The following is a 26801-nucleotide window of genomic DNA, read 5'->3' as shown; positions in this document are numbered from 1 at the left end:
CGGACCGGCCTCCTCGGCGTGATCGAGGGGGTCGGTCCGCTTTTGCGCGGTCGAGTATCGCGCCGGCTTTGTGACCGTACAAGAAATATGGGCGTTTTGGAGGGATATAGTCCAGATCGGGACTGGAGTGAACGCTGGGAGTGGGCATGTCGTTTCGGGGCCGGCGTCGGCCGATCAGGAGCGCAGCGCTGGTGGCGGCCGTGATTGCAGGGGCTTTCGCGGTCGCGCCGCTCCCCGCGTGGGCGGCCGGGTCCGTGCTGTTCGACCAGCCCTTCCACAACAACACCCCGGACGGTGTCGGCGCGGTGACGGTGCCCGGCGTGCCAGCCGCGACCGCGACCAACGTCGCCTGCCTGAGCGCCGCGGGCAACTCGACCATCAGCCCGCTGCTGAGCTGCCCGACGGCAACCGATCCGCAGGGCTCGGGCAAGCTGCGCCTCACCCCGGCCGTCGCGAACCGGCAGGGCGGCGTGTTCGGTGCGGTGAGCGTGCCCACCTCCCAGGGACTGCACGTCACCTTCAACACCTATCAGTACGGCGGCATCAGCACCGGAGCGGACGGCCTGGCGTTCGCGCTGGCCGCTGTCGACCCCGCCAACCCGCGGTCCCCGTCGGTGATCGGCCAGTCGGGCGGATCGCTGGGCTACTCGGCGGCGTTCAACGGCGGCTCGGTGGGACTGTCCAATGGTTACCTGGGCATCGGCCTGGACGTCTTCGGCAACTTCAGCAACAGCCTCTACCAGGGCACTGGTTGTACGAATCCGCCCTACATCTCGACCACGAACACGCGGGTCCCCGGCCAGGTGGTGATCCGTGGGCCGGGCCGCAACGGAGGCGGCTACTGCGCGATCAACAGCACCGCCACCAGTACGTCGTCGGCCGCGCTGCCGTTGCGGGCCACCACCCGCGCCGCGTCCGTGGTGCCGGTGGAAGTCGTCATCAACACCACCTCGTCCCCATTCAGCACCGACACCGGCATCACCACCCCGGCAGGTCAGTACCGGGTCAGGTTCACCCCGGTCGGCGGGGCAGCACGCACGTTGGCGGGCGCGCTCCCGGTGGTGTCGCCGAGCCTGTACCCGTCACCGACCTGGTTGAACGCCAACGGCTACCCACGGCAACTCGCGTTCGGCTGGGTGGGCTCGACCGGCTCGGTCACCGACTTCCACGAGATCGACAACGCCCGTGCGGTCAGCTTCAACCCGGTGCCGGACCTGAACGTGTCGCAGACCAGCGCTGTCGGGGCCACCCCCCAGCCCGGTGATCCGGTCACCTACTCGATCACCGCCGGGGTCGATGCCGGGGCCACCGAGACAGCACCGATCTCGGTCACCCAGACCGTGCCCACCGGTGTCGTGCCGCGCGGCGCGTTCGGCTCCGGCTGGGTCTGTGCCGCCCCGTCCGGGCAGACCATCACCTGCACGAACAGCAACGGCCCGTTCGCCGGAGGAACGTCCCTGCCGCCGATCACGGTCGTGGCGACCGTCACCGGCACCGGGGTGACGCCGGCGCTGATCCAGACAGCGACGGTGGCGACCTCGTCGTCGATCGACGCGAACCCGGGTTACACCAGCTTCACCACGCCCGTCGCGCCAGCCACCGCACCGAGCGGCGTCACCGTCACGCCGGCGGAGAGCTCGATCTCCGGGGGCATCGCGGTCACCGTCGGCGGCAGCAATCTCACCGGCGCGACCGCGATCACCATCGGTACGGCCGCCGAGCAGCAGGCCGGTACCTCGGTGGTGCTGTTGCCGTGCAGCTCCGGCCCGGCGGCCGGCTGCTTCACAGTGAACCCGAACGGCACGCTCGGCATCTCGGCCATGCCCGCCCGGTCCAGCCCGGCGACGGTCACGGTCAGCGTCGTCACCCGAGGCTCCACGGGATCGGCGAACTACATCTACGCGTCCGCGCCGGGCACCCCGGCCACACCCACCGCCACCGCGGGCGTCACCAGCGCCACAGTGAGCTGGACCGCGCCGGTGAACAACGGCAGCCCGATCACCGGCTACCTGATCACCCCGATCCGGGACGGCGTCACCCAACCGATCCTCACCTTCGACGCCTCTACCACCAGCCGCACCCTGACCGGGCTGACCGCGGGCTCGTCGTACGCCTTCCGGGTGGCGGCGGTGAACGCCTACGGCACCGGCGCGGCCAGCCCATCCTCGGCGGCGGTGGTCCCGTACACAGTGCCGGAGGCGCCGGCGAACGCCTCGGCCACCGCCGGAACCAACGCCGCCACGGTGAGCTGGACGGCCCCGGCCAACGGGGGGTCGCCGATCACCGGTTACACAGTGACGCCGTACCTCGGCGGGGTGGCGCAGACACCCCGGGTCTTCAGCGGGACCGCCACGACCCAGGTCGTCAGCGGGCTGACGGCCGGCGCGACGTACACCTTCCGGGTGGCCGCGACGAACGCCGCCGGGACCGGCCCACAGTCGGCCCCCTCCGGGCCAGTGACGGTCAACGCGTCGCCGACGCTGACCTTCCCACCGCCCCCGCCCGGCAAGGCGTACGACCCGTACCAGTACCAGCTGACGGTGACCGGCGGCACGGGCCCGTTCACCTGGTCGGTCAGCGCCGGGAGCCTGCCCGCCGGGCTGACCCTCGACCCGGTGACCGGCCTGCTCTCCGGCACGCCCACAGTGTCCGGGACGTTCCCGTTCACCGTCCGGGTGACGGACTCGTTCGACCAGTCCGCGACCCGACCGGTCGACCTGGTCATCACCCCGCTCGGTGGGCTCTCCATCAGCGTTCCGGCGATCTCGGCGCTCGGCACCGTCACCTCGGGCACGACCGGCGTCTCGGGCCAACTCGGACCGGTGACCGTCACCGACGACCGCGGGCCGTTCTCCGGTAACTGGGTCAGCGTCGTCACCAGCACCAACTTCACCACGGGCTCCGGCTCGGGTGGCGAGACCATCCCCAACAGCAACATCACGTACGCCTCCGGGCCTGCCCTTGGCAGCACCGGGGTCGGATCCTTCGTCCCGCAGCCCGGAGCGGTGTTGAACACCCCGCGTACGGCCGCCGGGTGGTCCGGCCAGACGGGAGGCCCGAACTCCGCCACCTGGATCCCGACACTGTTGGTGACCCTTCCGTCCGGGGTGGTGGTCGGCGACTACGTGGCGGTCGTGACGCACTCCGTCATCTAGCGGTATACCTCAGAGTCATATTCATACCTCTGAGGTATACCGCTCAATACCGCATCCGCCCCGACGGTGGCGACTGACGGTCACCGCCGACCGGCGACTGCGCCCACAGCCCGGCGGACGAGATACCAGCCACCGAGGGTGACCAGCACCAGCAGCGCGATGCCGCCCAGCGTGTACACCAGCCAACTCGGCCCGCCGGACGCCGTGACCGTCATCGGCGCCGCGACGGGCAGGACGATCTTCCCGGTCGCGGTGCGCTCCACGGTGCCGCTGGCGAGCTTCGCGTGCACGTCCCAGGCCCCGGCGGGCAGGGCCTGGTCGACCTCGATCCGAACCTGACCGCTCTGGCCGGGCAGGATCGTCACGCCGTTCGTCACCTTGAACGGGCCGGCCTGGACCGCCGCCTTGGTCAGCGACAGGGTGCCGGTCATGTCCAGTGCGCGTTCGCCGGTGTTGGTGACCTTCGCGGTGACCACGGGGAACTCACCGGTGCCGGGCTCCGCGGCCAGCCCCTCGATCCGGAAGTCCGTGGGCGGCTCACCGCCCGGGCCGACGTCGAGGTAGACCCGGATGCCGACCCGGTGGATCTGGGTGACGTTGCCGGTGCGCCCTGTCGCGCTGGTGACCTGAGCCCAGATCGCGGCGTACCGCTCGCCCTTCGACGCCTTCCTCGGCACGGCGACCTCGACCTCGACAGGTCGTCGCTCGCCCGGGTCCAGCTCCATCGTGGCGGTCTTCAGCCGGATCCACCCGCTCAGTTCGTTGCCCGTACGCCCCTCGGGCACGGTGAAGGCGTTGTTCTCGACCGAAGCGGCACCGGAATAGAATTCGATCTTCTGCGTCTCGCCGGAGGTGTTCTGCACCTCGACCCGGCGGTCGATCGTTGTCCCGGGCTTCAGGTGGTCCACGATGTAGACCTGGGCGCGGGGGTCCTGCACGCGGCTGGCCGGGATGTCCAGCATCCGGATGCTGATCGCGGCTTCCTCGGCCGGGTCCTGTCGCTGCTCCCGCACGGCAACGGCTGGTGCCGCCGAAACCCCGAGCGCCACGAGGGCGACCGAGGCCAGCAGCACCAGCCGGCCGAGCGGCTCAGAACACCGAATGTGTCACCGTCCCCGTGTAGGCACCCTGGACGGTGCCGTCGGGCACGTTCACCACCAGAGTGGGGTTCCAGGTGGCGAAGTTGTTGCCGGTGCCGCCGGTGTGGCTCATCGCCGTCTGGGGAACGTTGATGATCACCTGCTGGGCGGAGGTCGGCTGACCGGGTGTGAAGGTGCCGCCACCGGCGGTCGCCGTGGCAGGACCGGACCAGTACAGGACGTTGAGGTTGGGGATCGTCTCCCCCGAGCTGCCGCCGCCGGTGACGAAGTCGGTGGAGATGACGTTGGCGGTCCAGTTGGGGGTGAGCGACCCGCGCTGGTCCAGCACGGTGACCGGGCCGAGCAGACCTGAGATGGTCGTGCCCTCCACGCCGCTGCCGATGTTCGCCGTCGCCGGCACCGTGATCGACAGACCACCGGCGGCGTTGACGGTGAGGGTCACGATCGTGTCGCCCGTCGTGTCCGCTGAGGCCGGTCCGGCGAGCGCGACGACGGCGGCTACGCCTGCCAAGCCCGCGAGAATCTTTCTACGCATCGAGTCTCCTTCTCTCCTAAAGAACCCTTAGAGCACTTAAGAGACTAACTACGCAAAACGCCCAGAACGGATGGAATGGCACGAGCGTCACCCTGTGGTCGTGCGCGATCCCGGATGGTCGGGACCACCGCTCGTGGCCGTCGCGGAGGGCGCGCACGGCAAGGGCTCGGCTCCGTGTCGGCAGCCGAGCCCGGCGAGAGTTTCAGGCCGCGACCACGTACGGGAACGTGGCGGAACGGGCGGCCTTGGTGACCTCCGAGGTGAGGCCCGCCGTGGTCCCGGTGTTGAGGACCAGGGAGAACATCACCTCGGGCACGTTGTCGGCCAGGGTGCGCCCGTTGCGGACCGCGAAGCCGAAGTTCGCGGCCGTGCCGACCTTGTACGAGAGCAGGTTGGGGTAGAGCTGCCGGGCGACGCTCCAGCCGTACGCCTGCGGGTCCGGTGCGGTGCCGTTCGCCTTGACCACCCCGGCGACCGCGTTCGCGATCTCCTCCCCGCCCTCGGTGAGGTCGTTGCTGGGGTGCCGAAAGTTGGCGGGGTCGGAGAAGTCGGTGTCGTGGGGCCAGAAGATCGGCCACATCATGGGGTGGCCGGCGCGGTTGATCTGGCGCCATCCGCCGGCGTCGGTGGCCAGCATGGTGCGACACCACACGCCGATCTCGGTGCCGTCGCGCAGCAGTGGCTCGTCGTGGGAGACCTCGAGGACGATCGACTCGACTGTGGTGCCGGCGAAGCTGTTCTTGGCCTGGTCGGCCCGCCACGCCGAGCGGTCCACAGGCGAACCGTTCTTGACCGCGCCGTTGATGGTGGCGAGTTCGTCGAGGTCAATGAAGAAGGGGTCGGTGATCCGGCCGGCCCAGATCCGGACGTTGCCGCCGGTCGTCACCTCGCCGGTTCGCCCCTCGGCGATGGGGGTGCCCATCGCGGCGTCGTCACGGGCGTCCGCTCCGGTGAGTTCGTACAACTGGAGGGCCTGCCGGGCGTCGCCGTCCAGCTCGCCGAAGGCGAACCGGTAGGTCAGGTCCTCCACCTCGGCGCCGTTGATGTGAATCTTGATCTCGTAACGCGCCTCGGCGTGGAAGCCGCGCTTGATGTCGGCCTTGGTCACCGAGCTGTTGACGTCCATGACGAACACCGTGGCGCGGTCGCCGTTGAAGACGTACAGGTCGTCGATGTACAACTGGCCGCCCTGGGCGGCCAGGGGCGTATCGAGGTGGTGCGACATGAGCTCACTCCCGGAACTGCCGGATTCTGGACTAATCCGAACATAGTGGGCATGAGCCTGGCCTCCCCGCCCATCGAGTTAATCCGGTTCCAGGAGGTGGGCGGGGCTCCAACGGCGTGGGCCGCCCGAGTTCTCCTCGGACGACCCACGCCTTCGTGCTCGGGTGATCAGATGCGAGACCACTTCTGGTTGGCGGCGCCGAGGCAGTCCCACAGGTGCAGCTTGCCGCCGTTGTTGGGGTTGGCCTCCCGTACGTCCACGCACTTGTTGGCGTTGAGGTTGACCAGGTCGCCGGAGGCGTTGAGGGTGAAGCGTTGCGCGGTGTTGCCGTTGCAACTGACCAGGTTGACCTCGGTGCCGTTGGCGGTGCCGGCCCAGGCCGGGTCCATGCATTTGCCCATCGCGCGGACGGTCCCGTCGGAGGCGAAGGTCCAGCTCTGGGCCGCCGTGGTGTTGCAGTCCCAGATCTGGAGTTTGGCGCCCTCGACCGGGTTGGCGCCGGGGATGTCGATGCAGCGACCGCTCTGCGCACCCCGGATCCGGTTGGTGCCGGGAGTCGGGTCGCCCCCGCCACCCGAGGTGTAGCTGGACACCCGGACGTAGTCGACGAGCATCTGCTGCGGGAACTGGGTCGAGCCGTCCGGGTAACCGGGCCAGTTACCACCGACCGCCACGTTGAGGATCATGAAGAAGGGGTGGTCGAACACCCAGCGGTTGCCGCCGAGCCGAGCGGGATCGACCCGGTGGTACTGCACCCCGTCGACGTACCAGGTGATGACGTTCGGCTCCCAGTCCACCCGGTAGGTGTGGAAGGTGTCGGCGAGCGGCGCGCCAAGGGTGCGGCTGCCCGTGATGCCGCCGCCGCCGGAGTAGCCGGGCCCGTGCACCGTGCCGTAGACGGTGTTGGGCTCCCGACCGATGTTCTCCATGACGTCGATCTCGCCGGCGTCGGGCCACCCGCCGCCGGTGCCGAGCATCCAGAAGGCCGGCCAGATGCCCTGACCACGCGGGATCTTGATCCGGGCCTCGAACCGCCCGTACGTCTGGGTGAAGGTGGCCGCCGTCAGCAACCGCGCCGACGTGTACTCGCAGCGCCCGTAGTGGCACTGGTAGTTGGCGGGATTGTCCCGGCGGGCGGTGATGACCAGGTTGCCCTGGCCGTCGTGGACGGCGTTGCTGGTGCTGTTCGTGTAGTACTGCCGCTCGTTGTTGCCCCAGCCGCCACCGCCGATGTCGAACCGCCACTTGTTCTGGTCGACGGGCGTGCCGGCGGGGGAGTTGAACTCGTCCTGCCAGCTGATGGGGCCGATGGCGGCCTCGGCCCGGTCGGGGTGCGCCGGGACGACGAGCGCCGTCGCGGTCGCGACGAGGGCGGCCGCCAGGAGTACGAGGGGGCGGAAGCGGAGGCTGGGCCGGGCTGTGAACACGGGAGGCTCCTCAGCTTGGGGGTGGTGGAGGCGGTTTACCAGGATAGAGAGCGCTCTCTAAAGCGAAGCATGTCGATATCGTGTCTTTCTGTCAAGAGTGTTTCCAATATCACGACCGTCCGTTACCGCCCGATGCTGAGCAGTGAGCGCGGAGCGCCGACGCCGGTCGTCGCCGTCGCATTGCTCGATGCCTCCGAGATGGACGACGCCGACCCATCGAAAGAGTTCGGCGCGGTCGAGCGTTACTCGATAGCGGTCGAATCGACCCTTCCTATTGCCGTGGGACGTCCACGCGGGACAGGATGACGAGGCGTGCCGGAAACTTTCCCGTAACCTGCGCGCTGCTGGTCTCTGTCACAAGGAAGTGGGAGTCAGTCATGAGCGAGGCGTCGACGGCGCTGGGTGTGCGCCTCTACCCGGATCTGGTCGAGCGGGGTGGCCTGGCCCCCGCGCTGATCGAAACTGCTGCCCGCCACGGGCTCGACGTCGGCCGGGTGACCGCGCCGGAGCAGGGGCGGGCCCGGTTCACCTGCGCCGAGCTGCACTCCGACGAGGGCGTGGTCTGCGTGGGGCTGGGGTCGCAGGCCCGGTACTTCATGATTGACCTGCGCGTCTCGGGAGAGGTTCTTGCCCGCGGTGACGTCATGGACCTGGTGCAGGTCGCCCAGGTGGCCGCAGCCTGGCGGGCCGGCCTGACGTTCGCCGAGCTGACCGCCCGGTTCCCGTTCATGGAGGAGATCAAGCACCGCCCGGCGCCGGTGGCCCAGGTCAGCTAGTCGGGCAGGTCAGCAGCGCAGCCGAGGTGGCAGAGGTGACTCCGCACCGGCACTCCGGTTGAGGTAGGTCGACTGGACGAAGTCGACGAGGCGCTCCGCGTCGGTCGCAATCGAGGCCAGGCCGAACGAGACGCGGACCGCGCCGCCCGTCGGTAGCCCCAGCGCGGCAAGGTACTGGTCGATCGTGTCGACGCCCGCCAACAGCCGCTGCCGCATCGACGTCCGGCTCATCCCGAACGCGCCCTCGGCCGCGCCCGGGTTGCAGAAACAGCCGGTACGCAGGGAGAGCCCGGCCGTTGCCGCCTCCCGCGCCACGAGCCGTTCGTCGACCAGCGTGCCGTCCGGGTGGCGGAGGTTGAAGGTCACCGTGCCACCGCGCCCCGCACCCGTCGTCGGCCCGTACACCTGGACCAGCGGCCCGCCGGTGTCGTGCCGCAGGGTGGCCAGCCGCTCCAGCAGCCAAGCGGTGAGCAGGCCGACCCGGGCGTGGACGAGGTCCACGCCGACCGAGTCGAGCCAGCGCAACCCGAACTCCACGTCCGGAATGCTCAGGAAGTTGAGCGTGCCGTCCTCGAACGCCGACTCGTCGTCCATCGGCCGGTGCCAGTCGCCCTGCACGCTCACCGCGCGGATCGTGCCGCCGGCGAACCACGGCCGACGCAACCGGGCCAGCGCCGAACGGCGAGCCAGCAGCGCGCCGACCCCGGTGGGGTAGCCGAAGAGCTTGTACCAGCTCAGGCAGACGAAATCCGGCCGGACGACGCTGAGGTCCAGCCGGTTCGTCGGCGCGAAGGCGGCCGCGTCGAGCAGCACGTCGTAGCCGCGCTGGTGGGCCAGCTCCACCCAGCCCAGCGGGTGCTGCACCCCGGAGAAGTTGCTCTGCGCCGGATAAGCGAACAGCCCGCGCCGACCGGGTCGACCCCACCGACGGGCCAGGCTGCCTCGGCCGGCGTCCAGCGCCGCGACCAGGTCCGACTCGGCGACCCGCAGCTCCGGCCCGTTCAGCGGCAGATAGCGTACGGACGCGCGAGTCGACCGCGCGTACTCGCGGATGCCGTTGACCGAGTTGTGGTTGTCCCAGGTGAGCACGAGCGGCGCGGACCGGCCGAAGTCGTACGCCTCACCGACCAGCCGACAGGCGCCGCTGGCGTTCGGGGTGAAGATGACCGCGTACTCGTCCGGGTCGGCGCGGAAGAAGTCGAGCACCGCGCGTCGCGCCGACTCCACCAGTGAGCCCGCCGCCACGCTCGTGGGGTTCTCCGAGTGGGGGTTGCTGTACAGGCCGGCGAGCAACCGGTCGTGGTGGGCGCGAACCTGCGCCTGGGCGGCCACCCCGGCTCCGGCGTAGTCGAGGTACACCTGCCCGTCGGTGTCCAGGTGTCGGTACTCGGTGGCGCGCAGCTCGTCGATCCGGCCGGTGGCGGCGTATCCCGGCAGCGCCGCGGGGGAGGCGTGCGGCGTCGGGTCAGGACGCACGACGGGGATCCCGTCGGAGCAGGACCGCCCAGGCTGCGCTCAGGAAGAGCAGCACGAAACCGCCGAGCACCAGCCAGTCGACCCACACCGGCCGGGAGAAGCTGTCGCCGTACGTGGCCAGCAGCGGCGGGCCGAGCGGAGAGCCGCCGTCGCGCCAGAGCCGCTCCACCCCGGCGGTGTGCCCCAGGCCCTCGAACGCCCACCGGTTCGACATCGCGTAGCTGAGCCACTGACCGCCGACCGCCATGGCCGGCACCGGCAGGATCGCGCCGACGAACAGCACCTGTGGGAAGCAGAGCATCGGCAGCATGAGCGTCGCCTGGGCCGCGTCGGACACGGCCGCCGAGCAGAGCAGACCGAGGGCGAGCGCCGCCGCCGAGGAGAGCAGCAGGGTCGCGTACAGGGCGGCGAAGTCGGCGCCGCCGACCGGCGGCAGCCGGTCCATGCCGCGCAGCACCCCGAGCAGGGCCAGGTCCACCAGGGCGAGCAGCGGCAGCAGCACCGCGACCTTCGCCAACAGGTACGGGATCAGCCGGACACCGGCGAGCCGCTCCCGGCGCAGGATCGGCAGCTCGGTGCAGATCTGGAGGAGCCCGTAGGTCAGCCCGAAGAAGAAGCCGCCGAACGCGATCCAGAACAGGATCATCACGGTCACCGTCGGGCTGGGTCTGGTCGGCTCGAACGCCCCCGGGCGGAACAGCAGCGCGAACATGCCGAGCACCATCAGCGGCGAGCCGAGCAGGATCGCCAGGGTCAGCCGGTTGCGGGCGACGATCTCCGTGTTGCGCGCGGTGAGGACCTCCCACTGACGCAGCCGGCCGACGCGCCGGGCCGGCGTCGCGGCGACGTCGGCGTCGTCGGTGGTACGGGGCGGCTGTTCGGCAGGGCGCTGCTCGGCGAAGCGATCGGGCCACTCGGCGGGTTGCGTCACTTCGTCGAGCCGGAGGTGGACCTCGACCAGGGACCGCAGGCCGAAGAACTCCCGGGCGGCGGCCGGGGTGCCGGTGAACGCCAGCCGGCCCTGACGGGTCAGCACGACGACCCGGTCGCAATGGTCCACGTCGGTGATCTGGTGAGTGGTCAGCACGACGGTGGCACCTGTGTCGGCGAGCGCGCGAAGCACCCGGAGCAGCTCCACGGCGATCGCCGGGTCCAATCCGGAGGTGGGCTCGTCCAGGAAGAACACGCCGGGTCGGGTGAGCAGCTCGACGGCGATGCTGGCGCGCTTGCGTTCACCGCCGCTGAGCAGGCCGACCGGCGTGGCGGCCCGGTCGGTGAGTCGCAGCTCGGCGAGCACCTCCGCGACCCGGTCACTGATCTCGGCCGGCCCGGTGCTGGAGGGCAGGCGTAGTCGGGCGGCGTACCGCAGCGTGCGGGCCAGGGGCAGCTCGCGGTGGATGATGTCGTCCTGCGGAACGACACCGATGGTGCCGGCAGCGGCGCTGCCGTCGTACGTCACGGTGCCCGCCGCCGGTCGCTGTACCCCGGCGAGGATCTCCAGCAGGGTGGTCTTACCGGCGCCGCTGGCGCCGATGATCGCGACCAGCTCGCCCGGCGCGATGCTCAGGGAGATGTCGGTCAGAATCTGGCGACCGCTCCGGACGCTCTGGCCCAGCCCCTGAGCGGCGATGCCGACACCGGCACGCGGGGGAGACGTGGTCTGCTCGGTCGTCATGTCGAGTGCTCGATCCGGTCGGGGAGTGGTCCGCCTGAATATCGTGCCTCGCCGATGCTACTGAGCGGCCGCGCAGTGCGCCCAGAGTGGACGGTCAGCGACCGTCGTCCGTTCAGCCGGTGGTGGTCCGCGCCTGCGCCGGCACCTGGAGGAGATCAAGGCAGTTGCGCCACAGCGTCTCCAGTTGGGTCGGATCGTTGAGCAACTTCGCGAGCAGGACCCGCCCCTCGATCTGGGCGACGATCGATCGGGCGGCGTCCCGGCTGTCGACCGCCGGGCCCGCCAGGCCGCGCTCCTTCGCCTCGACGACGACCTGCTCGATGAGGCTGATCTGCTCCTCGAAGATCTCCTGGAGCCGACCGCGGATCTCCTCGGCCTGGTTGCTGAGTTCGAGGGCGAGGTTGCCGAACAGGCAGCCCGCGACCACGCCGGCCTTCTGCTGGCCGACGCGCTGGACCTCCTCGGTGGCCTCGAACAGGTCCCGGAGCCGCTGTAGCGGGTCGCGCTCGCTGCCGAGCAACTGCTCCCACTGGCGGCGCTGGGTGACCCAGTGCTCGTCGATGACGGCGCGGGCGAGCGCCTGCTTCGACTCGAAGAAGTAGTAGAAGCTGCCCTTCGGTACACCCGCCGCCGCACATATCTCGGCCACGCCGAGCGCCGTGTAGCCGCGCTGCTCGATCAGCGTGGCGGCCGCGTCGAGGATCTTGTTCTTCGCGTCACTGGTCCGGCCCATGCCTCGACGATACACGACCGGTCGGCTAGCTTTTAGTAGACCAGTCGTCTAGTGAAGGTGGTTCCCTCATGAACAGCAGTCAGAGCCAGAAAGCCGTCGTGATCACCGGCGCCTCCCAGGGCATCGGCGCCGACCTCGTGGCCGCCTACCGCAAGCTCGGGTACCGCGTCGTGGCGACCTCGCGCTCGATCGGCGCGTCCGACGACCCGGAGATCGTCACGGTCCAGGGCGACATCGCCGAGGCCGACACCGCCGAGCGGGTGGTGCGTGCCGCACTGGACCGCTTCGGGCGGATCGACACCCTGGTGAACAATGCCGGCGTCTTCGTCGCCAAGCCGTTCACCGACTACACCGACGAGGAGTTCGACCTGGTCACCGGGGTCAACCTCGCCGGGTTCTTCCACCTCACCCGACGCGTCCTGCCGCACCTGCTGGCCGGGGGCTCGGGGCACATCGTCAGCATCACGACCAGCTTCGTCGACCAGCCCAGTTCGCACGTTCCGTCGGTGCTCGCGTCCCTGACCAAGGGCGGACTCAGCTCCGCCACCAAGTCCCTGGCCATCGAGTACGCGGCTCGCGGCGTACGGGTCAACGCCGTCGCTCCCGGCATCATCAAGACCCCGATGCACCCGGTCGAGACGCACCAGACGCTCGCGGGCCTGCACCCGGTCGGCCGGATGGGTGAGACCAGCGACGTCGTCGACGCCGTCCTCTACCTCGAGTCCGCCCCGTTCGTCACCGGCGAGATCCTGCACGTCGACGGCGGCCAGAACGCCGGTCACTGATCCCGCGACACCGAGCAGGCCGCAGACTCACACCGATGTGGCGCGCAGGGTTCGCACCGCCGGTGCGGATCCTGTCCGGCGGCGGCCGGTGAGACAGCCCGCACGGGGGTACGCCTCGTGCGTCGGTGAATCACCGGTCGCCGCCAACGAGCCCGACCGGGTGCGTCCGATGGGCTGACGTGGTCAGGTGCCTCGGCTGGGCCGTCGGTGCCTCGGCCGGCTCGGCTAGGCCGCCGGTTGTGCGGCGAAGAACTGCCGCAGCGCGTCGGCGACCACCGTTGGTGCCGTCATGGTCACGAAGTGCGACTGACCCGGCCAGACGACGTAGCGGACCGCTGGAATCGTCCTCGCCAGCGCGTTCATCGTGCTGGGCATCGGCTCCCAGGTGTCCGCGCCAGCCAGCAGGAGAGTCGGCACGGCGATCGAGGACCACCGGGTGATGTCGGTGCTGTCCTGCGCGAGCGCCTCCAGATCGTGCAGCCAGCCGACCGCCGAGCGGCGCGCCTCGACCGGGTCGGGCACCCGATCGCCCACGCCGGCGGCCATCGCGGCGACGATCTCGGCCGGAACCCGCGTCACGTCGTTCAGGGCTGCCGCCATCGCGGCGGCGTCGTGGCGCTCGAAGGCGGCACGGTACCGGTCGAGCAGCGGCGCGACCTGCGCCCCGGCCGCGTAGAGCGGCGGCTCGAAGATGGCCAGGGAGCGTACGTCGCGCGGATCAGCCAAGGTGGTGTGCAGCGCCGCTGTCGCTCCGTAGGACGCGCCGACGAGATGGACCGGTCGGCCCGAGGATCGCCGGGCCGCCTCGATGACGGCGCGCAGATCGGCGGTCTCGTCCCGGAAGGACTTGGTGCCGGCCGGGACGTCACTGGGACCGTATCCGCGCCGGGCCGGCAGCCATACCTCGTGGTCCCGGGTCAGGTGCTCCGCGACGGTGGCCCAGGAGTGCAGCCCGCCACCCGAGCCGTGCACCAGGACGACGGGGTCTCCGACGCCCAGTCGTCGTACCACCAGGTGGGTTCCGTCGGCCGACTCGACCGACTGATCGTGGCTGCTCACTGCTGCTCCTGTTTCTGGGTCGGCCAGTTGCTCAACGTGGTGTGCACCGCGTCGAGGATCGACTGCCACGACGCGTCGACAGCACGGGGATGCCCGAAACCGTCGACCGTTTCGAGGCTCACGAAGCCGTGGAAGGTGCTGCGGACGAATCGGATGGCGTCGGTCAGGGCCGGCTCGTCGAGCCCGTACCCGCGCAGCATCGCGTAGCTCAGCTCGATCATGCGTAGGTGCCCGGCCGACCGGGTGCCGACCTCGGGCGGCAGTTGAAGCTGGGTCGCCGCGTACTGCCCTGGATGGGTGACGGCGAACGCGCGCCAGGCGTCGGCGAACCCGACCAGGGCCTGGCGACCGGCCCGCCCCGCCACCGCGATCGCGAGTGCGTCGGCGAACGTGGCCGCCGCCCGGACCGCGACGTGCTCGATCAACGCGTCCCGGCTGCGGACGTGCACGTACAGGGCCGCGTCCGAGACCCCGAAGTGCCGGGCGACGGCTGCGACGGTCAACCGGGACAGGCCGACCGAATCCGCCAGCTCGGCCGCGGCGGCCGAGACGCGCGCGCTGGTCAGACCCTGCCGTGGCATACCGAACCTTTGCTTCGCTAGGAAATAACTTAGGGGCCCTAAGATAGCATCGTCGTCGGCTGCCGGGTCGGGCAGGCATGAACTGCCCAGTCGGGGGAAGACCGGCCGTTCCACAGCCGAACAGGAGCGCCGGGATGAGAGCCGTCGTCTACACCGACGTCCGGACGGTCGCGGTGCGGGAGGTGCCCGACGCGACGCTGGAGGCGGAGACCGACGCGCTCGTGCGGATCACCTCCACCGCCCTGTGCGGCACCGACCTGCACATGTACGACGGGCGCACCAGCGCCGAGCCCGGCCTGGTGCTCGGGCACGAACCGTTGGGTGTGGTGCAGGAGGTGGGCGCCGCGGTGCAGACCATCCGGGCGGGGGCCCGGGTGGTGATCCCCACGCACCTGTTCTGCGGGACGTGTGTGATGTGTGCCCGCGGGCTCTCGGCGGCCTGCCTGCGGGCCCGGGCCGAGGGGCCGGGCGCGGCGTACGGGTACGCCGGGATGGGTCCGTACCGGGGAGCGCAGGCCGACCTGCTGCGGGTGCCGTGGGCCGACGCCAACTGCGTACCCCTGCCCGGCGAGCCGGGGGACGCGTACGAGGACGACTTCGTGCTGCTGGCCGACGCGTTCGTCACCGGGTGGCACGCCGCCACCACCCTCGCCGAGGTCGGGCCCGGTGACACCGTGGCGGTGTTCGGCGCCGGCACCATCGGCCTGCTGGGCGCCTACGCGGCGCTGCTCCGAGGCGCCCGGGTCGTGTACTCCGTCGACGGGGTCGACGCCCGACTCGACAAGGCCGGCGAGATCGGCGCCGTGCCGATCGACTTCCGCCGGGGCGATCCGGTCGAGCAGATCCGGGCCGACCGGGCCCGGGCCGGGTTGCCGCTCGGCGAGGAGAAACTGGGCGGGGTCGACAAGGTCATCGACGCGGTCGGGTTCCAGGCCCGCGACCGGGAGCACCCCGACCGGGAGCGTCCGAACCAGGTCATCGCCGACGCGGCCCGGTTGGTCAACGCCGCCGGCAGGATCGCGGTCGCCGGGGTGTACCCGGACCGCGATCCCCACCCCGGCCCGGGCGCGGACGACCACGAGAACCTGGTCGCACCGTGGGGAGCGCTGTTCAGCAAGGGCGTGGCGGTCCGGTTCGGTCGCACCCACGACCGCCGCTACACCGTCCTGCTGCGGGACCTGGTCGTCGCGGGCCGGGCGCGGCCCAGCGTGATCGTCACCCACCACGGCACCCTGGCCGACGCCCCCGAGCTGTATCGCCACTTCGACCGGCGCGAGCACGGGGTGATCAAGGCGGTGCTGCACCCGAGCTGACCGGCCGACGCCTCGGCCTGCGGGTCGCGGTGTGGTGTCACGAACTGCGCATAAGGGACGTTAGGGCTCTGGCCCGTCGTCCGGTGCAGGATGGTGACCATCGATGCGTGCGGTCGGTAGAGGCGTGGGTCACATCAGGCCGCCAGAGGCTCGTGGTGCGCCTCGCGTGCGGCGCTGGGCTGGTGCCCGATTCCCATCATTCGATGGCGTGACGTGTGCGCTGCGTTACCGGATGCGCCGTCCCTGAGGCATCTTTCCTGGTGGGAAAGCTGCGGGAACGGCCGGGGTCGATTGGCGCGTTGTCGCAGGTAGGCGTGGGTGCTGCGGTCAGGCCTGGGGTACCGGGAGGGGCTGTCGTTGCCGCTGTGGCGGGCGAACACTGTGCGACATCTATATTACCGGATTGTTACTTTTTCAACAGTCCCTCGCCTTGCGGATGGCCCTCCGGCCGCAATACGTTGCCGTCAACAACAAAACCAAGTGAAGGTTCAACCTTCCGGAGGCAACCGATGACGTTGGCGAGGTGGTACGAGCGATGAGCGACGTGCCCATCCTCCTTGAGATGCGCTCCATCACCAAGGAGTTTCCCGGAGTCAAGGCCCTCTCCGACGTCAACCTGGTGGTTCGCGCCGGCGAGATCCATGCCATCTGCGGCGAGAACGGCGCGGGCAAGTCCACCCTGATGAAGGTGCTCAGCGGGGTGTACCCCCACGGCACCTACGACGGCAAGATCATCTACCAGGGGTCGGAGAGCAAGTTCTCCGACATCCGGGCCAGTGAGAACGCCGGCATCGTGATCATCCACCAGGAGCTCGCGCTCATTCCAGGGATGTCGATCGCCGAGAACATCTTCCTCGGCAACGAACCGCGCAAGCGGGGCGCGATCGACTGGAAGGCCGCGAACCGGATGGCGCTGGACCTGATGGCCCGGGTCGGTCTGGAAGAGGACCCGGACACCCTGATCAAGGACATCGGGGTCGGCAAGCAGCAGCTCGTGGAGATCGCCAAGGCGTTCGCCAAGGACGTGAAGCTGCTGATCCTCGACGAGCCCACCGCGGCGCTGAACGAGGCCGACTCCAAGCACCTGCTGGACCTGCTGCGCGGGTTCCGCTCCCGCGGCATCACCTCGATCATGATCTCGCACAAGCTGAACGAGATCGAGGCGATCGCCGACCAGATCACCATCCTGCGCGACGGCCGGACCGTGGAGACCCTCGACGTCAAGGCGGACGGGGTCGACGAGGACCGGATCGTGCGGGGCATGGTCGGCCGCGAGCTGAGCAGCCGGTTCCCGGACCACACGCCGAAGATCGGTGAGGTCTTCTTCGAGGTCCGCGACTGGAACGTCCGGCACCCGATCTCCGCCGAGCGGCAGGTCTGCAAGAACGAGAGCTTCGTGGTGCGCCGCGGCGAGATCGTCGGCTTCGCCGGTCTCATGGGCGCGGGCCGCACGGAACTCGCGATGAGTGTCTTCGGCCGCTCCTACGGGGTGTACGAGTCGGGCACGATCATCAAGGACGGCAAGGAGATCGTCCTGAAGTCGGTGGCGGATGCCATCGACAACGGGCTCGCGTACGTCAGCGAGGACCGCAAGGCGATCGGCCTCAACCTGCTCGACGACATCAAGACGTCGACGGTGGCCGCCAAGCTGTCCAAGATCTCGCACCACGGCGTCCTGAACGAGGTCGAGGAGTACCAGGCGGCTGAGGCGTACCGCAAGGAGCTGCGGACCAAGGCCCCGACGGTCGACGAGAGCGTCTCCAAGCTCTCCGGCGGCAATCAGCAGAAGGTCGTCCTGGCCAAGTGGATGTTCACCGACCCGGACCTGCTGATCCTCGACGAGCCGACCCGCGGCATCGACGTGGGTGCCAAGTACGAGATCTACGGCATCATCCAGCGGCTCGCCGACCAGGGGAAGGGCGTCATCGTCATCTCCTCGGAGCTGCCTGAGCTGATCGGGCTCTGCGACCGCATCTACACCGTGTTCGAAGGCGCCATCACGGGCGAGATCGCCCGGGCGGACGCCACCCCGGAAACCCTCATGAAGCAGATGACCTCGACGAAGAAGATGGCCACACGATGAGCCGATTGAAGGACCTTCAGAAGAACCTGTTCGGAGGCACCACCTCCAACGCTCGCCAGTTCGGAATGATCTTCACTCTGGTGGCGATCGTCGTCCTGTTCCAGATCCTGACCGACGGCCTCACCCTGCGGTCGGACAACCTGATCGCGCTGTTCCAGCAGAACTCGTACATTCTGATTCTGGCCATCGGCATGCTCATGGTGATCGTGGCCGGGCACATCGACCTCTCGGTCGGCTCGGTCGCCGCCTTCGCCGGCATCCTGGTCGCCAAGTCGATGACCGAGTGGGACCTGCCCTGGCCCGCTGCCATCGTGTTCGGCCTCGCCATCGGCGCGGTGATCGGCGCCTGGCAGGGCTTCTGGGTGGCCTACATCGGGGTGCCGGCGTTCATCGTCACCCTGGCGGGCATGCTGCTCTTCCGGGGCGGCAACCAGTTCATCGGTAACGCGAGCACCGTCCCGGTGCCGGAGGGCTTCCGGGAGATCGGCTCCGGCTTCCTGCCCGAGTTCGGTCCGAACACCGGCTACAACAACGCCACGCTGCTGCTCGGCCTGGCCGCGGCGTTGGCTGTGGTGTGGCGCGAGATCCAGGCCCGCAAGACCCGACGGGCGATGGACGCCGACCCGGCGCCCATGTGGATCTCCATCCTGCGGATGGCCATCATGGTCGGCGTGATCGCCTTCGCGGCGCTGCGCTTCGCCAGCGGTCGCGTCGGCACCAGCTTCCCGATCTCCGGCATCATCCTGCTGGTCCTGGTCATCGCGTACTCCTTCTACACCCGCAACACGGCCGGTGGCCGGCACATCTACGCGGTGGGCGGCAACTCCCGGGCGGCCGAGCTGTCCGGTGTGAAGCTCAAGCGGGTCAACTTCTTCGTCATGATGAACATGTCCGTCCTGGCCGCGCTGGCCGGCATGATCTTCGTGGCCCGTTCCGCGGCCTCCGGACCGCAGGACGGCAACGGCTGGGAGCTGGACGCCATCGCCGCGGTCTTCATCGGTGGCGCGGCCGTCGCCGGCGGTATCGGCACCATCAGCGGATCCATCGTCGGTGGTCTCGTCATGGCCGTGCTCAACAACGGCCTCCAGCTCATGGGTGTCGGCACCGACCGCGTCCAGATCATCAAGGGTCTGGTCCTGTTGCTGGCCGTCGCGATCGACGTCTACAACAAGAGCCAGGGGCGCTTCTCCATCATCGGGAGCCTGATGCGGCCCTTCCGCCGCGAGGACTCCGCCTCACCGCCGGACGCGGAGCGCGAGCCCGCCAAGGCAGCGGTGTCCGGCTGACGGCCACCGACCTCTCTACCCGCCTCACCATCTAGAAAGGCAAGTCCTCACCATGCGTAAATTCTTCGGCACGTCGGTGGTGGCCATCAGCGCCGCCGCCATGCTGGCCCTCGCCGGCTGCGGTTCCGGCCGCGACGGCGACAGCGGCTCCGGCGGCGAGGCCGCCAAGGGCTTCCCGGCGAACTCGCTGATCGGCGTGGCCCTGCCGGCCAAGACCTCGGAGAACTGGGTCCTCGCCGGTGACCTGTTCAGCAACGGCCTCAAGGAGGCCGGCTTCCAGGGTGACGTGCAGTACGCCGGCGCGTCGACCACTGTCGCCGACCAGCAGGCTCAGATCACCGCGATGGTCACCAAGGGCGCCAAGGTCATCGTCATCGGCGCGACCGACGCCGCGCAGCTGTCGACCCAGGTCGCGGCGGCCCACACGGCCGGCGTGAAGGTCATCGCCTACGACCGGCTCATCACGAACACCCCGGACCTCGACTACTACGTCGCCTTCGACAACTTCAAGGTCGGCCAGCTCCAGGGCCAGGCCCTGCTGGACGGCATGAAGGCCAAGAAGCCGAACGGCCCGTACAACATCGAGCTGTTCTCCGGCTCGCCGGACGACAACAACGCCGGTGTCTTCTTCAACGGCGCGATGGACGTGCTCAAGCCGGAGATCGACAAGGGCAACGTGGTTGTCGCCTCGGGTCAGAAGGACGTCAAGCAGACCGCCATCCAGGGCTGGAAGGCCGAGGGTGCGCAGGCCCGCATGGACCAGCTGCTGACCTCGACCTACGGCAACAAGGAGCTGGACGGCGTCCTCTCCCCGAACGACACGCTGGCCCGCGCCATCCTGACCTCGGTCAAGGGTGCTGGCAAGCCGACCCCGGTCGTCACCGGTCAGGACTCCGAGGTTGAGTCGGTCAAGTCGATCGTCAAGGGCGAGCAGTACATGACGATCAACAAGGACACCCGCAACCTGGTGAAGGAGACCATCAACATGGTCAAGGCTCTCCAGGCCGGCGACAAGCCGCAGGTGAACGACACCAAGTCCTACAACAACGGCAGCAAGGTCGTCGACACGTACCTGCTCCCGCCGGTCGCCGTCACCAAGGCGAACGCGGCTGAGGCGTACGCCAACGACCCGAAGCTCGCGCCGCTCACCAAGTAATCACCGCACGGTAGGTAGTAACGCCGATGGGTCCCGGGTCTCCTCTACCGGGACCCATCGTCGTCCCTGCACCCCCGCACCAACCGGCCTCGACCCGGAAGGAGGTCTGACCGTGGCGATACCAGTACGGGCCAGGCCAGCCGGCGTCGGCCGCAACGCCGAGTCCCCGCTGCCGTCGGTTCCCGGCGCCAGCCAGGAGGAGATCCGGCGGCAGAACCTCGGCGCTGTGCTGCGCTACGTCCACCTGCACGGACCGACGTCCCGCGCCGAGCTGACCAGCCGGCTCGGCCTCAACCGAAGCACCATCGGCGCCCTCGCGGCCGACCTGGTCGCCAGCGGCCTGGTCACCGAGGAGGCTCCGACCACCGCCCGCCGCGCCGGCCGCCCCTCGCTGGTCGTCAGCCCTCGCTCCGACCGGGTCTACGCCCACGCGTTGAGCATCGACGCGGACCGGCTGCGTGCCGCCCGGGTCGGCCTCGGCGGGCAGATCCTCGATCTACGGGAGATCCCCCGACCCAGTGGCATGTCGGCGATCGAAGCCGTCGGGCCCCTCGCCGACCTGGTCCGCGACATGGAACGGTCGGTGGCCGGCGACGCGCTGCTGGTCGGCGGCGCCGCCGCGGTAACCGACACCACCCGCGACCCGGACGGCAGGCTCCGGATCGCCAGCATCGACGAGACGCTCGGCGCCGCGCTGGAGGCGGAGTTCAGCTCCGGCCCCGGTTTCGTGGCCGGTGACCTGGCCGACATCGCCGGCCTGGCCGAGCATGTCCGGGGCGTCGCGGTCGGCATCGACGACGTCATCTACCTGCACGGCGACCTGGGGATCAGCGCCGGCATCATCGTCGGTGGCCGACTGGTGATCGGCCACCGGGGTCACAGCGGCAAGGTCGGTCACATGGTCGTCAACCCCAACGGCCTGCCCTGCGGCTGCGGGTCACGCGGTTGCTGGGAAACCGAGATCTCCGAAGCCGCGCTGTTGCGGCACGCCGGCCGTGACCCGAGCGACCGCGCGGCGGTGGCCGAGGTGCTGCGCGCGGCGGCGGACGGCGACCCGACCGCCCGCGCGGCGGTCGAGCAGGTGGCGGACTGGCTCGGCTTCGGCGTGGCGAACCTGGTCAACGTGGTCAACCCGGACGCCGTGGTGTTCGGTGGCTCGCTGCGCGACATCTTCACCGCCGGCGCGGACGTGGTCCGGGACCGGCTCGACACCATGCCACTGCCCGCCTCCCGCGAGCACCTGCGGTTGCGCGCGGCGGCGCTCGGCCGCGACGCCGTCCTGATCGGCGCCGCCGAGTTGGCGTTCGACAAGCTCCTGGCCGACCCGTTGAACGTCGGCGTCGCGGGCCAGGTCGGGACCGCCGAGCCCGCGTAGCCGCGGCTCCCCGCCGGTGCCGCCCGGCTTCCGGAAGTGATCTGACGTCGGCGTGACGGTTGCCGCTGGCGCCACCCTGCCCCCACTCGGTCCGGCCTTTCATGAAGCTTCTCGTACGCCTTATCGTACGCTGTACGGTAGTGCGGGCAGACAGTTTCAGGAGGGAGCGCTCTGATGACAAGAGCCGACGCGATAGTGGCGCAAGGGCTGCGCAAGCGGTATCGGGACCGGTACGCGCTGGACGGGTTCGACCTGCGGGTGCCTCGGGGAACCGTGTGCGGCCTGCTCGGCCCGAACGGGGCCGGCAAGACCACCTCGGTACGGATCCTCTCCACCCTGCTCCGACTCGACGAGGGTCGTGCCGAGGTGGCCGGCTTCGACGTGACCCGCCAACCCGACCAGGTGCGCTACCGCATCGGGCTGGTGGGGCAGCATCCCGCGCTCGACGAGGCGCTGAGCGGCCGGCAGAATCTGGTGCTCTTCGGCCGGTTGTTCCACCTGGGTCGCCGCCGGGCCCACCAACGGGCGGTCGAGCTGCTGGAACGCTTCGGTCTCGCCGACGCCGCCGAGCAGCCGGTCAGCACGTACTCCGGCGGCATGCGCCGACGGCTCGACCTGGCGGCCGGCATGATCCTGGCCCCTGCGGTCCTCTTCCTCGACGAGCCCACCACCGGGCTGGATCCGCGCGGTCGCAACGAGGTGTGGGAGTCGGTCCGCGAGTTGGTACGCACCGGCGCCACAGTGCTGCTCACCACCCAGCAACTGGACGAGGCCGACCAACTCGCCGACCGGATCTCGGTGGTCGAGGCCGGCCGGGTGATCGCCGAGGGAACTCCGGACGACCTCAAGACCCGGCTCGGCGGCGATCGGATCGAGGTGGTCGTCGCGGAGCCGACCGACCTTGCCGCCGCGGTCACCCAGATCCGCCGGGCGGCCGACGACGAACCGACGGTCGACGTGGACCGGCGGATGGTGAGCGTCCGGGTCGGTCACCAGGCCGGTGCGCTCGTCGACGTGTTGCGGGCGCTCGACGCCGTGAACGTCCCGGTGGCGGACGTCGCGCTGCGCCGCCCAACCCTGGACGACGTGTTCCTGCACCTCACCGGGCACCGGGCGGCGACCGCCGAGGTGGCGGCATGAGCGCGGTGAGCATGCCGGCCCCGCCGGTGGATCTGACGCCCGGCCGGCCCGCCCTCCTGGCCGACAGCGGCACGCTGATCTGGCGCGGCCTGGCCCGGTGGCGACGCGATCCTGGCGCGCTGATCGCCTCGCTCGGCTTCAACACCCTGATCGTGCTGATGTTCGCCTACCTGTTCGGTGGCGCCTTGCAGGTGCCCGGCGGTGGCAGCTACCGAGAGTTCCTGATGCCCGGCATGTTCGTGATGACCATGGTCTTCGGCATCAGCCTCACCACTGTCGCCGTTGCCGAGGACCTGGAGCGCGGGGTGACCGACCGGCTCCGATCGATGCCCGTCTCACCGCTGGCGCCGCTGGCAGCCCGGGCGGTGGCCGACATGCTGTTCGCGGCGGTCACCCTCGGGGTCCTGCTGCTGACCGGTCTCGCAATCGGGTGGCGGGCACACGGTGGGGGCGGTGCCACGATGGCGGCGGTGGGACTGATCCTGCTACTGCGCTTCGCCCTGATCTGGGTCGGCATCTTCCTCGGGTTGGTCGCCCGTGGGCAGACCGCCGTGGTGGCCGTGCAGACCCTGGAGTTTCCGCTCGGCTTCCTCTCCAACGCGTTCGTCGCACCGTCCACCATGCCTGCCTGGCTCGGGGCGGTGGCCGCGTGGAACCCGCTGTCGGCGACCGTCGGCGCCACCCGTGAGCTGTTCGGCAACCCTGGTTGGGGCGGCGACTCCTGGGCGGCGCAGCACTACCCGTTGCTGGCCGTGCTCTGGCCGCTCGTCCTGGTCGCGGTCTTCCTGCCCCTCTCGGTCGCCCGGTACCGACGGCTGGCCGGCTGAGCCCGCGCGGACGCGGGGTTCGACTCTCTGGGCCCGATCGGTGTCGGTGGTCGTCGTTAGGCTCACCGACGTGGGTGTGCACCGACTCGATCGGGCCCAGGCGCGGCGGATCGCCATCCGGGCCCAGCTGCTGGCCGCTCCGCGTCCGACCGACCTGCTGACAGTGGTCCGCCAGTTGACCCTGGTGCAGATCGACCCGACCGCCGCCGTCGCGCCCAGCGCCGACCTCGTCTGCTGGAGCCGGCTCGGCTCGTCGTACCAGCCCGCGCACATGCGCGAGGCCCTCGAACGGGACCGGACGCTGTTCGAGCACCAGGCGATGGTGCGACCGATGGACGACCTGGGCCTCTTCCTCGCGGCGATGGCGGCGTCGCCCGGTCATGAGCGCCACCGCGAGTGGCTGCGCGTCAACGACTCGTTCCGGCGAGACGTCCTCGACCTGCTCGGCCGTTCCGGTCCGCTGCTTTCCCGCGACATCCCGGACACGAGCGCCGTGCCCTGGCCGTCGTCGGGCTGGACCAACAACCGCAACGTCACCCAGATGCTGGAGTTCCTGGTCCTGCGCGGCGAGGTCGCGATCGCCGGCCGCCAGGGCCGACAGCGGCTCTGGGACGTGGCCGAGCGGGTCTACCCGGCCGATGTGCCCGTCATCGAGCTGGAGCAGGCGCGCCGACTTCGCAACGAGCGACGGCTGCGGGCGCTGGGCATCGCTCGGGAGAAGGCGGTGGTCGTGCCCGGCGAGCCGGCCGAGGTCGGTGACGCCGGCGAGCCAGCGATCATCGAGGGCGTCGCGGGGGAGTGGCGGGTGGACCCGGCCGCGCTCGGTCAGCCCTTCACCGGGCGTACGGCGCTGTTGTCGCCGTTCGACCGGCTGGTGCACGATCGGGTCCGCCTCGCCGACCTCTTCCAGTACGAGTACGTGCTGGAGATGTACAAGCCCAAGGCGAGTCGGCGGTGGGGCTACTTCGCGCTGCCGATCCTGCACGGCGATCAGCTGGTCGGAAAGGTGGACGCCACGGCCGAGCGCCGGCGCGGCACGCTCACCGTGCACGCCGTCCACGAGGACGTGCCCTTCACTCCCGAGGTGACCCGGGCCGTGCACGAGGAGCTGCACGACCTGGCGTCCTGGCTGTCGTTGACCGTCGAGGGCCTGCGCTGACGGGTGATCGCCGGGGCCCCCGCTCCCCGACGAGCACCCGTCGCCCAGCTAGGCGATCCGGCGGATCCGGCGCACCGCCAGGTAGAGCAGGAGCACGGCGAGGGCGACGAAGATGCCCGTCTCGATGCCCTGGAACAGCCAGAACCGGTCCGCCGGCTGGTAGAGCTGCCAGTTGTACGCGCCCGGTTCGAGGCCCAACTCGGACCCGCAGACCCGACCGTCCGGCCCCTTCCCGCCCGGCGGGCACTGGATCCGGGTGTCCTCCGCGACCATGGTCCCGTCCGGGTTTCGGACACCCTGGGAGAGAATCCAGTCCCCCCGGCTGATCTCCGGTGACCCTTCCCCCGCGATCGGGAAGGTCTGGGTGCGGGCCGGCTGGTAGTGCGGTCGGGCCAGGATCTCCACCGCCGCCCGTACGCCGATGAACCCAGCGAGGGTGATGCCCATGGCGGGCAGCATCCGCTTCCAGACGGTGCCGGCGAAGACGCCCAGCGCCACGGCGAAGAGGGTGTAGCCGATCGGCGCGATGCCCTGCAGATCGAAGACGATCATGCCGAGCCGGCCCTCGTACGCGGCCTGGGTGAGCGGGTCGACCCACCAGGACATGCCCAGCCCGTAGGCCGCTGCGAGGATCACGACGGCCGCGCCCACCAGCCCGAACTTCACGAGGGCCCAGCGGGTCCGGCCGACGCCCTGGGTCCAGACGAACCGGTGCGTCCCGTGCTCCACCTCGCGGGCGACCAGTGGTGCACCCCAGAACAGGCCGACCAGCGCCGGCAGGGTGATCAGCAGTACGGCCACCAGGTTGAGGCTGCCGTACTGGCTGCCGAAGCGCTGGAAGCCCGCTTCGCAGGTCTCGCGGGTCGTTTGCGCCACGTCGGCACGGGCAAGCTGGCTCACGCAGTCCGTCAGCCCGAGGTCGCTGAAGGTGTTCCGCATCGACAGGCCGATCGGGACCAGCAGAGCGGCCAGTGCCACGAACCCCAGCACTGTGTAGAACGCCTGCTTGCGATGTTGCCGCCAGGTCAACCAGATCATGCTGCTACCCCCCACTCGCTGTGACTGGTCTGCGTGGTGCCGTCCGCCAGGTAGGCCAGCACGACGTCCTCCAGGCTGACCTCGCGGACCGTCCAGGCCGGATCGGTGACCGGCCCGTCGGTGCGGACGAGCAACGTGGACTGCCGGTCGGTGTGGCTGGCCCGGATCACTGCGGCGACGCCCCCGATAGCGCCGCCGTCGTGCCGCGGCCCGACGAGCTGCCGGTGCCCGGCGACCAGGTCGTCGACCGCGCCGGTGAGCTGCACCTGGGAGGCGTTCAGCACGATCAGGTAGTCACAGACGCGTTCCAGGTCGGCCAGCAGGTGCGAGGAGAGCAGAACGGTGGTGCCCGACTCCGCGACGCTGCCCATCAACGACTGGAGGAACTCCCGTCGAGCCAGGGGGTCGAGGCTGGCGACCGGTTCGTCGAGCAGCAGCAACCGCGGCTGCTTGGCCAGTGCCAGAGCAAGCGCGACCTGGGCCCGTTGACCGCCGGAGAGCTTGCCGACCGCCTTGTCCGGTGGAATGCCGAGCTGCGCCAGCCGCTGGCGGGCCAACGTCGCGTCCCACCGCTTGTTCAGCTTGCCGCCGGCGATGACCAACTCGGACGCCGTGAAATCCCGGTACAGCGGGGTGTCCTGGGCGACGAACCCGATGTCGGCCAAGCCCTCCGTGTCGCCGTACGGGGACCGACCGAACACCCGGACCGTGCCCGCATCGGGTTTGAGCAGCCCGACGGCCAGGTGCAACAGCGTGCTCTTGCCCGCGCCGTTCGGCCCGACCAGCGCGGCGATCCGGCCGGCCGGCAGATGCAGCGAGCAGTCCCGCAACGCCCAGGTGCTGCCGTACCGCTTGCCGAGCTGGTCTGCTTCCAAGACCATGTCCATCCCTTGTCCT

At 70.0% G+C, this 26801-nt stretch carries 23 protein-coding genes; 12 read left to right on the top strand and 11 right to left on the bottom strand.

The window, feature by feature from the left end:
- Nucleotides 1–200: 200 nt before the first annotated feature.
- Nucleotides 201–3155 (top strand): fibronectin type III domain-containing protein, encoded by a 2955-nt coding sequence (locus MED15_RS25900; protein ID WP_208646726.1) that lies wholly within the window; start codon nt 201–203, stop codon nt 3153–3155.
- A gap of 80 nt (nt 3156–3235) precedes the next feature.
- On the opposite strand, the gene MED15_RS25895 is transcribed toward MED15_RS25900, so the two are convergent.
- From MED15_RS25895 to MED15_RS25880, 4 genes are all read right to left on the bottom strand, one after another.
- On the bottom strand, nt 3236–4228 hold the full coding sequence (locus tag MED15_RS25895; RefSeq protein WP_112726645.1) for a COG1361 family protein: 993 nt from the start codon (nt 4226–4228) through the stop codon (nt 3236–3238).
- Between the two features lie 16 nt (nt 4229–4244).
- The gene (locus MED15_RS25890) at nt 4245–4790 is read right to left on the bottom strand and encodes a hypothetical protein (protein WP_112585392.1); all 546 of its coding nucleotides are present in this window, start codon (nt 4788–4790) and stop codon (nt 4245–4247) included.
- 202 nt (nt 4791–4992) lie between these two features.
- The gene (locus MED15_RS25885) at nt 4993–6015 is read right to left on the bottom strand and encodes a DUF4331 family protein (RefSeq protein WP_112585394.1); all 1023 of its coding nucleotides are present in this window, start codon (nt 6013–6015) and stop codon (nt 4993–4995) included.
- A 167-nt stretch (nt 6016–6182) separates the two neighbouring features.
- Nucleotides 6183–7442 carry a glycoside hydrolase family 16 protein gene (locus MED15_RS25880; protein WP_112585396.1) on the bottom strand — a complete coding sequence of 420 codons (1260 nt, stop codon included), beginning with the start codon at nt 7440–7442 and terminating at the stop codon, nt 6183–6185.
- A gap of 132 nt (nt 7443–7574) precedes the next feature.
- Here MED15_RS25880 and MED15_RS33865 point away from each other — a divergent pair, with 132 nt between their 5' ends.
- Nucleotides 7575–7748, top strand: coding sequence for a hypothetical protein (locus MED15_RS33865; protein WP_170158683.1), 174 nt, complete (start codon nt 7575–7577; stop codon nt 7746–7748).
- 71 nt (nt 7749–7819) lie between these two features.
- The gene (locus MED15_RS25875; RefSeq protein ID WP_112585399.1) at nt 7820–8218 is read left to right on the top strand and encodes a hypothetical protein; all 399 of its coding nucleotides are present in this window, start codon (nt 7820–7822) and stop codon (nt 8216–8218) included.
- 9 nt (nt 8219–8227) lie between these two features.
- On the opposite strand, the gene MED15_RS25870 is transcribed toward MED15_RS25875, so the two are convergent.
- The 3 genes from MED15_RS25870 to MED15_RS25860 all read right to left on the bottom strand — a co-directional run bounded on the left by MED15_RS25870 (nt 8228) and on the right by MED15_RS25860 (nt 12102).
- The gene (locus MED15_RS25870; protein WP_112737159.1) at nt 8228–9694 is read right to left on the bottom strand and encodes an aminotransferase class V-fold PLP-dependent enzyme; all 1467 of its coding nucleotides are present in this window, start codon (nt 9692–9694) and stop codon (nt 8228–8230) included.
- A complete protein-coding gene (locus tag MED15_RS25865; RefSeq protein WP_112585403.1) occupies nt 9684–11369 on the bottom strand; it encodes an ABC transporter ATP-binding protein/permease in 1686 nt (561 codons plus the stop codon). The genes MED15_RS25870 and MED15_RS25865 overlap by 11 nt, the downstream gene beginning before the upstream one ends.
- Before the next feature lie 112 nt (nt 11370–11481).
- A complete protein-coding gene (locus MED15_RS25860; RefSeq protein WP_112737157.1) occupies nt 11482–12102 on the bottom strand; it encodes a TetR/AcrR family transcriptional regulator in 621 nt (206 codons plus the stop codon).
- A 68-nt stretch (nt 12103–12170) separates the two neighbouring features.
- Between MED15_RS25860 and MED15_RS25855 the strand changes: the two genes are divergently transcribed.
- Nucleotides 12171–12887, top strand: a complete 717-nt coding sequence (locus tag MED15_RS25855) for an SDR family NAD(P)-dependent oxidoreductase (RefSeq protein ID WP_112585407.1) — start codon at nt 12171–12173, stop codon at nt 12885–12887.
- Between the two features lie 225 nt (nt 12888–13112).
- On the opposite strand, the gene MED15_RS25850 is transcribed toward MED15_RS25855, so the two are convergent.
- Entirely contained in the window at nt 13113–13946 is an 834-nt protein-coding gene (locus tag MED15_RS25850; protein ID WP_167457730.1) for an alpha/beta fold hydrolase, read from the bottom strand.
- Complete coding sequence (locus MED15_RS25845) at nt 13943–14527, bottom strand: TetR/AcrR family transcriptional regulator (RefSeq protein WP_112585411.1); 585 nt, start codon at nt 14525–14527, stop codon at nt 13943–13945. Before MED15_RS25845 ends, MED15_RS25850 begins: the two co-directional genes overlap by 4 nt.
- Before the next feature lie 134 nt (nt 14528–14661).
- Between MED15_RS25845 and MED15_RS25840 the strand changes: the two genes are divergently transcribed.
- The 8 genes from MED15_RS25840 to MED15_RS25805 all read left to right on the top strand — a co-directional run bounded on the left by MED15_RS25840 (nt 14662) and on the right by MED15_RS25805 (nt 24866).
- Nucleotides 14662–15840 carry a glutathione-independent formaldehyde dehydrogenase gene (locus MED15_RS25840; protein WP_112585413.1) on the top strand — a complete coding sequence of 393 codons (1179 nt, stop codon included), beginning with the start codon at nt 14662–14664 and terminating at the stop codon, nt 15838–15840.
- Nucleotides 15841–16375: 535 nt separating this feature from the next.
- Nucleotides 16376–17923 (top strand): multiple monosaccharide ABC transporter ATP-binding protein, encoded by a 1548-nt coding sequence (mmsA, locus tag MED15_RS25835; protein ID WP_112585415.1) that lies wholly within the window; start codon nt 16376–16378, stop codon nt 17921–17923.
- Nucleotides 17920–19209 (top strand): multiple monosaccharide ABC transporter permease, encoded by a 1290-nt coding sequence (gene mmsB / locus MED15_RS25830; protein ID WP_112698211.1) that lies wholly within the window; start codon nt 17920–17922, stop codon nt 19207–19209. The genes mmsA and mmsB overlap by 4 nt, the downstream gene beginning before the upstream one ends.
- 52 nt (nt 19210–19261) lie before the next feature.
- Entirely contained in the window at nt 19262–20365 is a 1104-nt protein-coding gene (locus MED15_RS25825) for a substrate-binding domain-containing protein (RefSeq protein ID WP_091401241.1), read from the top strand.
- A 112-nt stretch (nt 20366–20477) separates the two neighbouring features.
- Nucleotides 20478–21740, top strand: coding sequence for an ROK family transcriptional regulator (locus tag MED15_RS25820; RefSeq protein WP_112585419.1), 1263 nt, complete (start codon nt 20478–20480; stop codon nt 21738–21740).
- Nucleotides 21741–21914: 174 nt separating this feature from the next.
- Nucleotides 21915–22880 (top strand): ATP-binding cassette domain-containing protein, encoded by a 966-nt coding sequence (locus tag MED15_RS25815; RefSeq protein WP_112698210.1) that lies wholly within the window; start codon nt 21915–21917, stop codon nt 22878–22880.
- Nucleotides 22877–23707 carry an ABC transporter permease gene (locus MED15_RS25810; protein ID WP_112698209.1) on the top strand — a complete coding sequence of 277 codons (831 nt, stop codon included), beginning with the start codon at nt 22877–22879 and terminating at the stop codon, nt 23705–23707. Before MED15_RS25815 ends, MED15_RS25810 begins: the two co-directional genes overlap by 4 nt.
- A 70-nt stretch (nt 23708–23777) precedes the next feature.
- Nucleotides 23778–24866, top strand: coding sequence for a DNA glycosylase AlkZ-like family protein (locus tag MED15_RS25805; RefSeq protein WP_112698305.1), 1089 nt, complete (start codon nt 23778–23780; stop codon nt 24864–24866).
- A gap of 48 nt (nt 24867–24914) precedes the next feature.
- Here MED15_RS25805 and MED15_RS25800 read toward each other — a convergent pair whose 3' ends face one another.
- The gene (locus MED15_RS25800) at nt 24915–25904 is read right to left on the bottom strand and encodes an ABC transporter permease (protein WP_112737155.1); all 990 of its coding nucleotides are present in this window, start codon (nt 25902–25904) and stop codon (nt 24915–24917) included.
- The gene (locus tag MED15_RS25795) at nt 25901–26791 is read right to left on the bottom strand and encodes an ABC transporter ATP-binding protein (protein WP_112737153.1); all 891 of its coding nucleotides are present in this window, start codon (nt 26789–26791) and stop codon (nt 25901–25903) included. Before MED15_RS25795 ends, MED15_RS25800 begins: the two co-directional genes overlap by 4 nt.
- Nucleotides 26792–26801 lie beyond the last annotated feature (10 nt).

It is taken from the genome of Micromonospora noduli, assembly GCF_003264475.1.
In the GTDB taxonomy this organism is placed as follows: domain Bacteria; phylum Actinomycetota; class Actinomycetes; order Mycobacteriales; family Micromonosporaceae; genus Micromonospora; species Micromonospora noduli.
This window is presented reverse-complemented; position numbering and strand designations above follow the sequence as displayed.

Excerpts from the sequence above, each read along its gene's own strand:
- MED15_RS25890 (WP_112585392.1), bottom strand. The coding sequence starts at position 4,790 with ATGCGTAGAAAGATTCTCGCGGGCTTGGCAGGCGTAGCCGCCGTCGTC.
- MED15_RS25885 (WP_112585394.1), bottom strand. The coding sequence starts at position 6,015 with ATGTCGCACCACCTCGATACGCCCCTGGCCGCCCAGGGCGGCCAGTTG.
- MED15_RS33865 (WP_170158683.1), top strand. The coding sequence starts at position 7,575 with ATGCTGAGCAGTGAGCGCGGAGCGCCGACGCCGGTCGTCGCCGTCGCA.
- MED15_RS25875 (WP_112585399.1), top strand. The coding sequence starts at position 7,820 with ATGAGCGAGGCGTCGACGGCGCTGGGTGTGCGCCTCTACCCGGATCTG.
- MED15_RS25865 (WP_112585403.1), bottom strand. The coding sequence starts at position 11,369 with ATGACGACCGAGCAGACCACGTCTCCCCCGCGTGCCGGTGTCGGCATC.
- MED15_RS25860 (WP_112737157.1), bottom strand. The coding sequence starts at position 12,102 with ATGGGCCGGACCAGTGACGCGAAGAACAAGATCCTCGACGCGGCCGCC.
- MED15_RS25855 (WP_112585407.1), top strand. The coding sequence starts at position 12,171 with ATGAACAGCAGTCAGAGCCAGAAAGCCGTCGTGATCACCGGCGCCTCC.
- MED15_RS25845 (WP_112585411.1), bottom strand. The coding sequence starts at position 14,527 with ATGCCACGGCAGGGTCTGACCAGCGCGCGCGTCTCGGCCGCCGCGGCC.
- MED15_RS25840 (WP_112585413.1), top strand. The coding sequence starts at position 14,662 with ATGAGAGCCGTCGTCTACACCGACGTCCGGACGGTCGCGGTGCGGGAG.
- mmsA (WP_112585415.1), top strand. The coding sequence starts at position 16,376 with ATGAGCGACGTGCCCATCCTCCTTGAGATGCGCTCCATCACCAAGGAG.
- mmsB (WP_112698211.1), top strand. The coding sequence starts at position 17,920 with ATGAGCCGATTGAAGGACCTTCAGAAGAACCTGTTCGGAGGCACCACC.
- MED15_RS25825 (WP_091401241.1), top strand. The coding sequence starts at position 19,262 with ATGCGTAAATTCTTCGGCACGTCGGTGGTGGCCATCAGCGCCGCCGCC.
- MED15_RS25815 (WP_112698210.1), top strand. The coding sequence starts at position 21,915 with ATGACAAGAGCCGACGCGATAGTGGCGCAAGGGCTGCGCAAGCGGTAT.
- MED15_RS25810 (WP_112698209.1), top strand. The coding sequence starts at position 22,877 with ATGAGCGCGGTGAGCATGCCGGCCCCGCCGGTGGATCTGACGCCCGGC.
- MED15_RS25800 (WP_112737155.1), bottom strand. The coding sequence starts at position 25,904 with ATGATCTGGTTGACCTGGCGGCAACATCGCAAGCAGGCGTTCTACACA.
- MED15_RS25795 (WP_112737153.1), bottom strand. The coding sequence starts at position 26,791 with ATGGACATGGTCTTGGAAGCAGACCAGCTCGGCAAGCGGTACGGCAGC.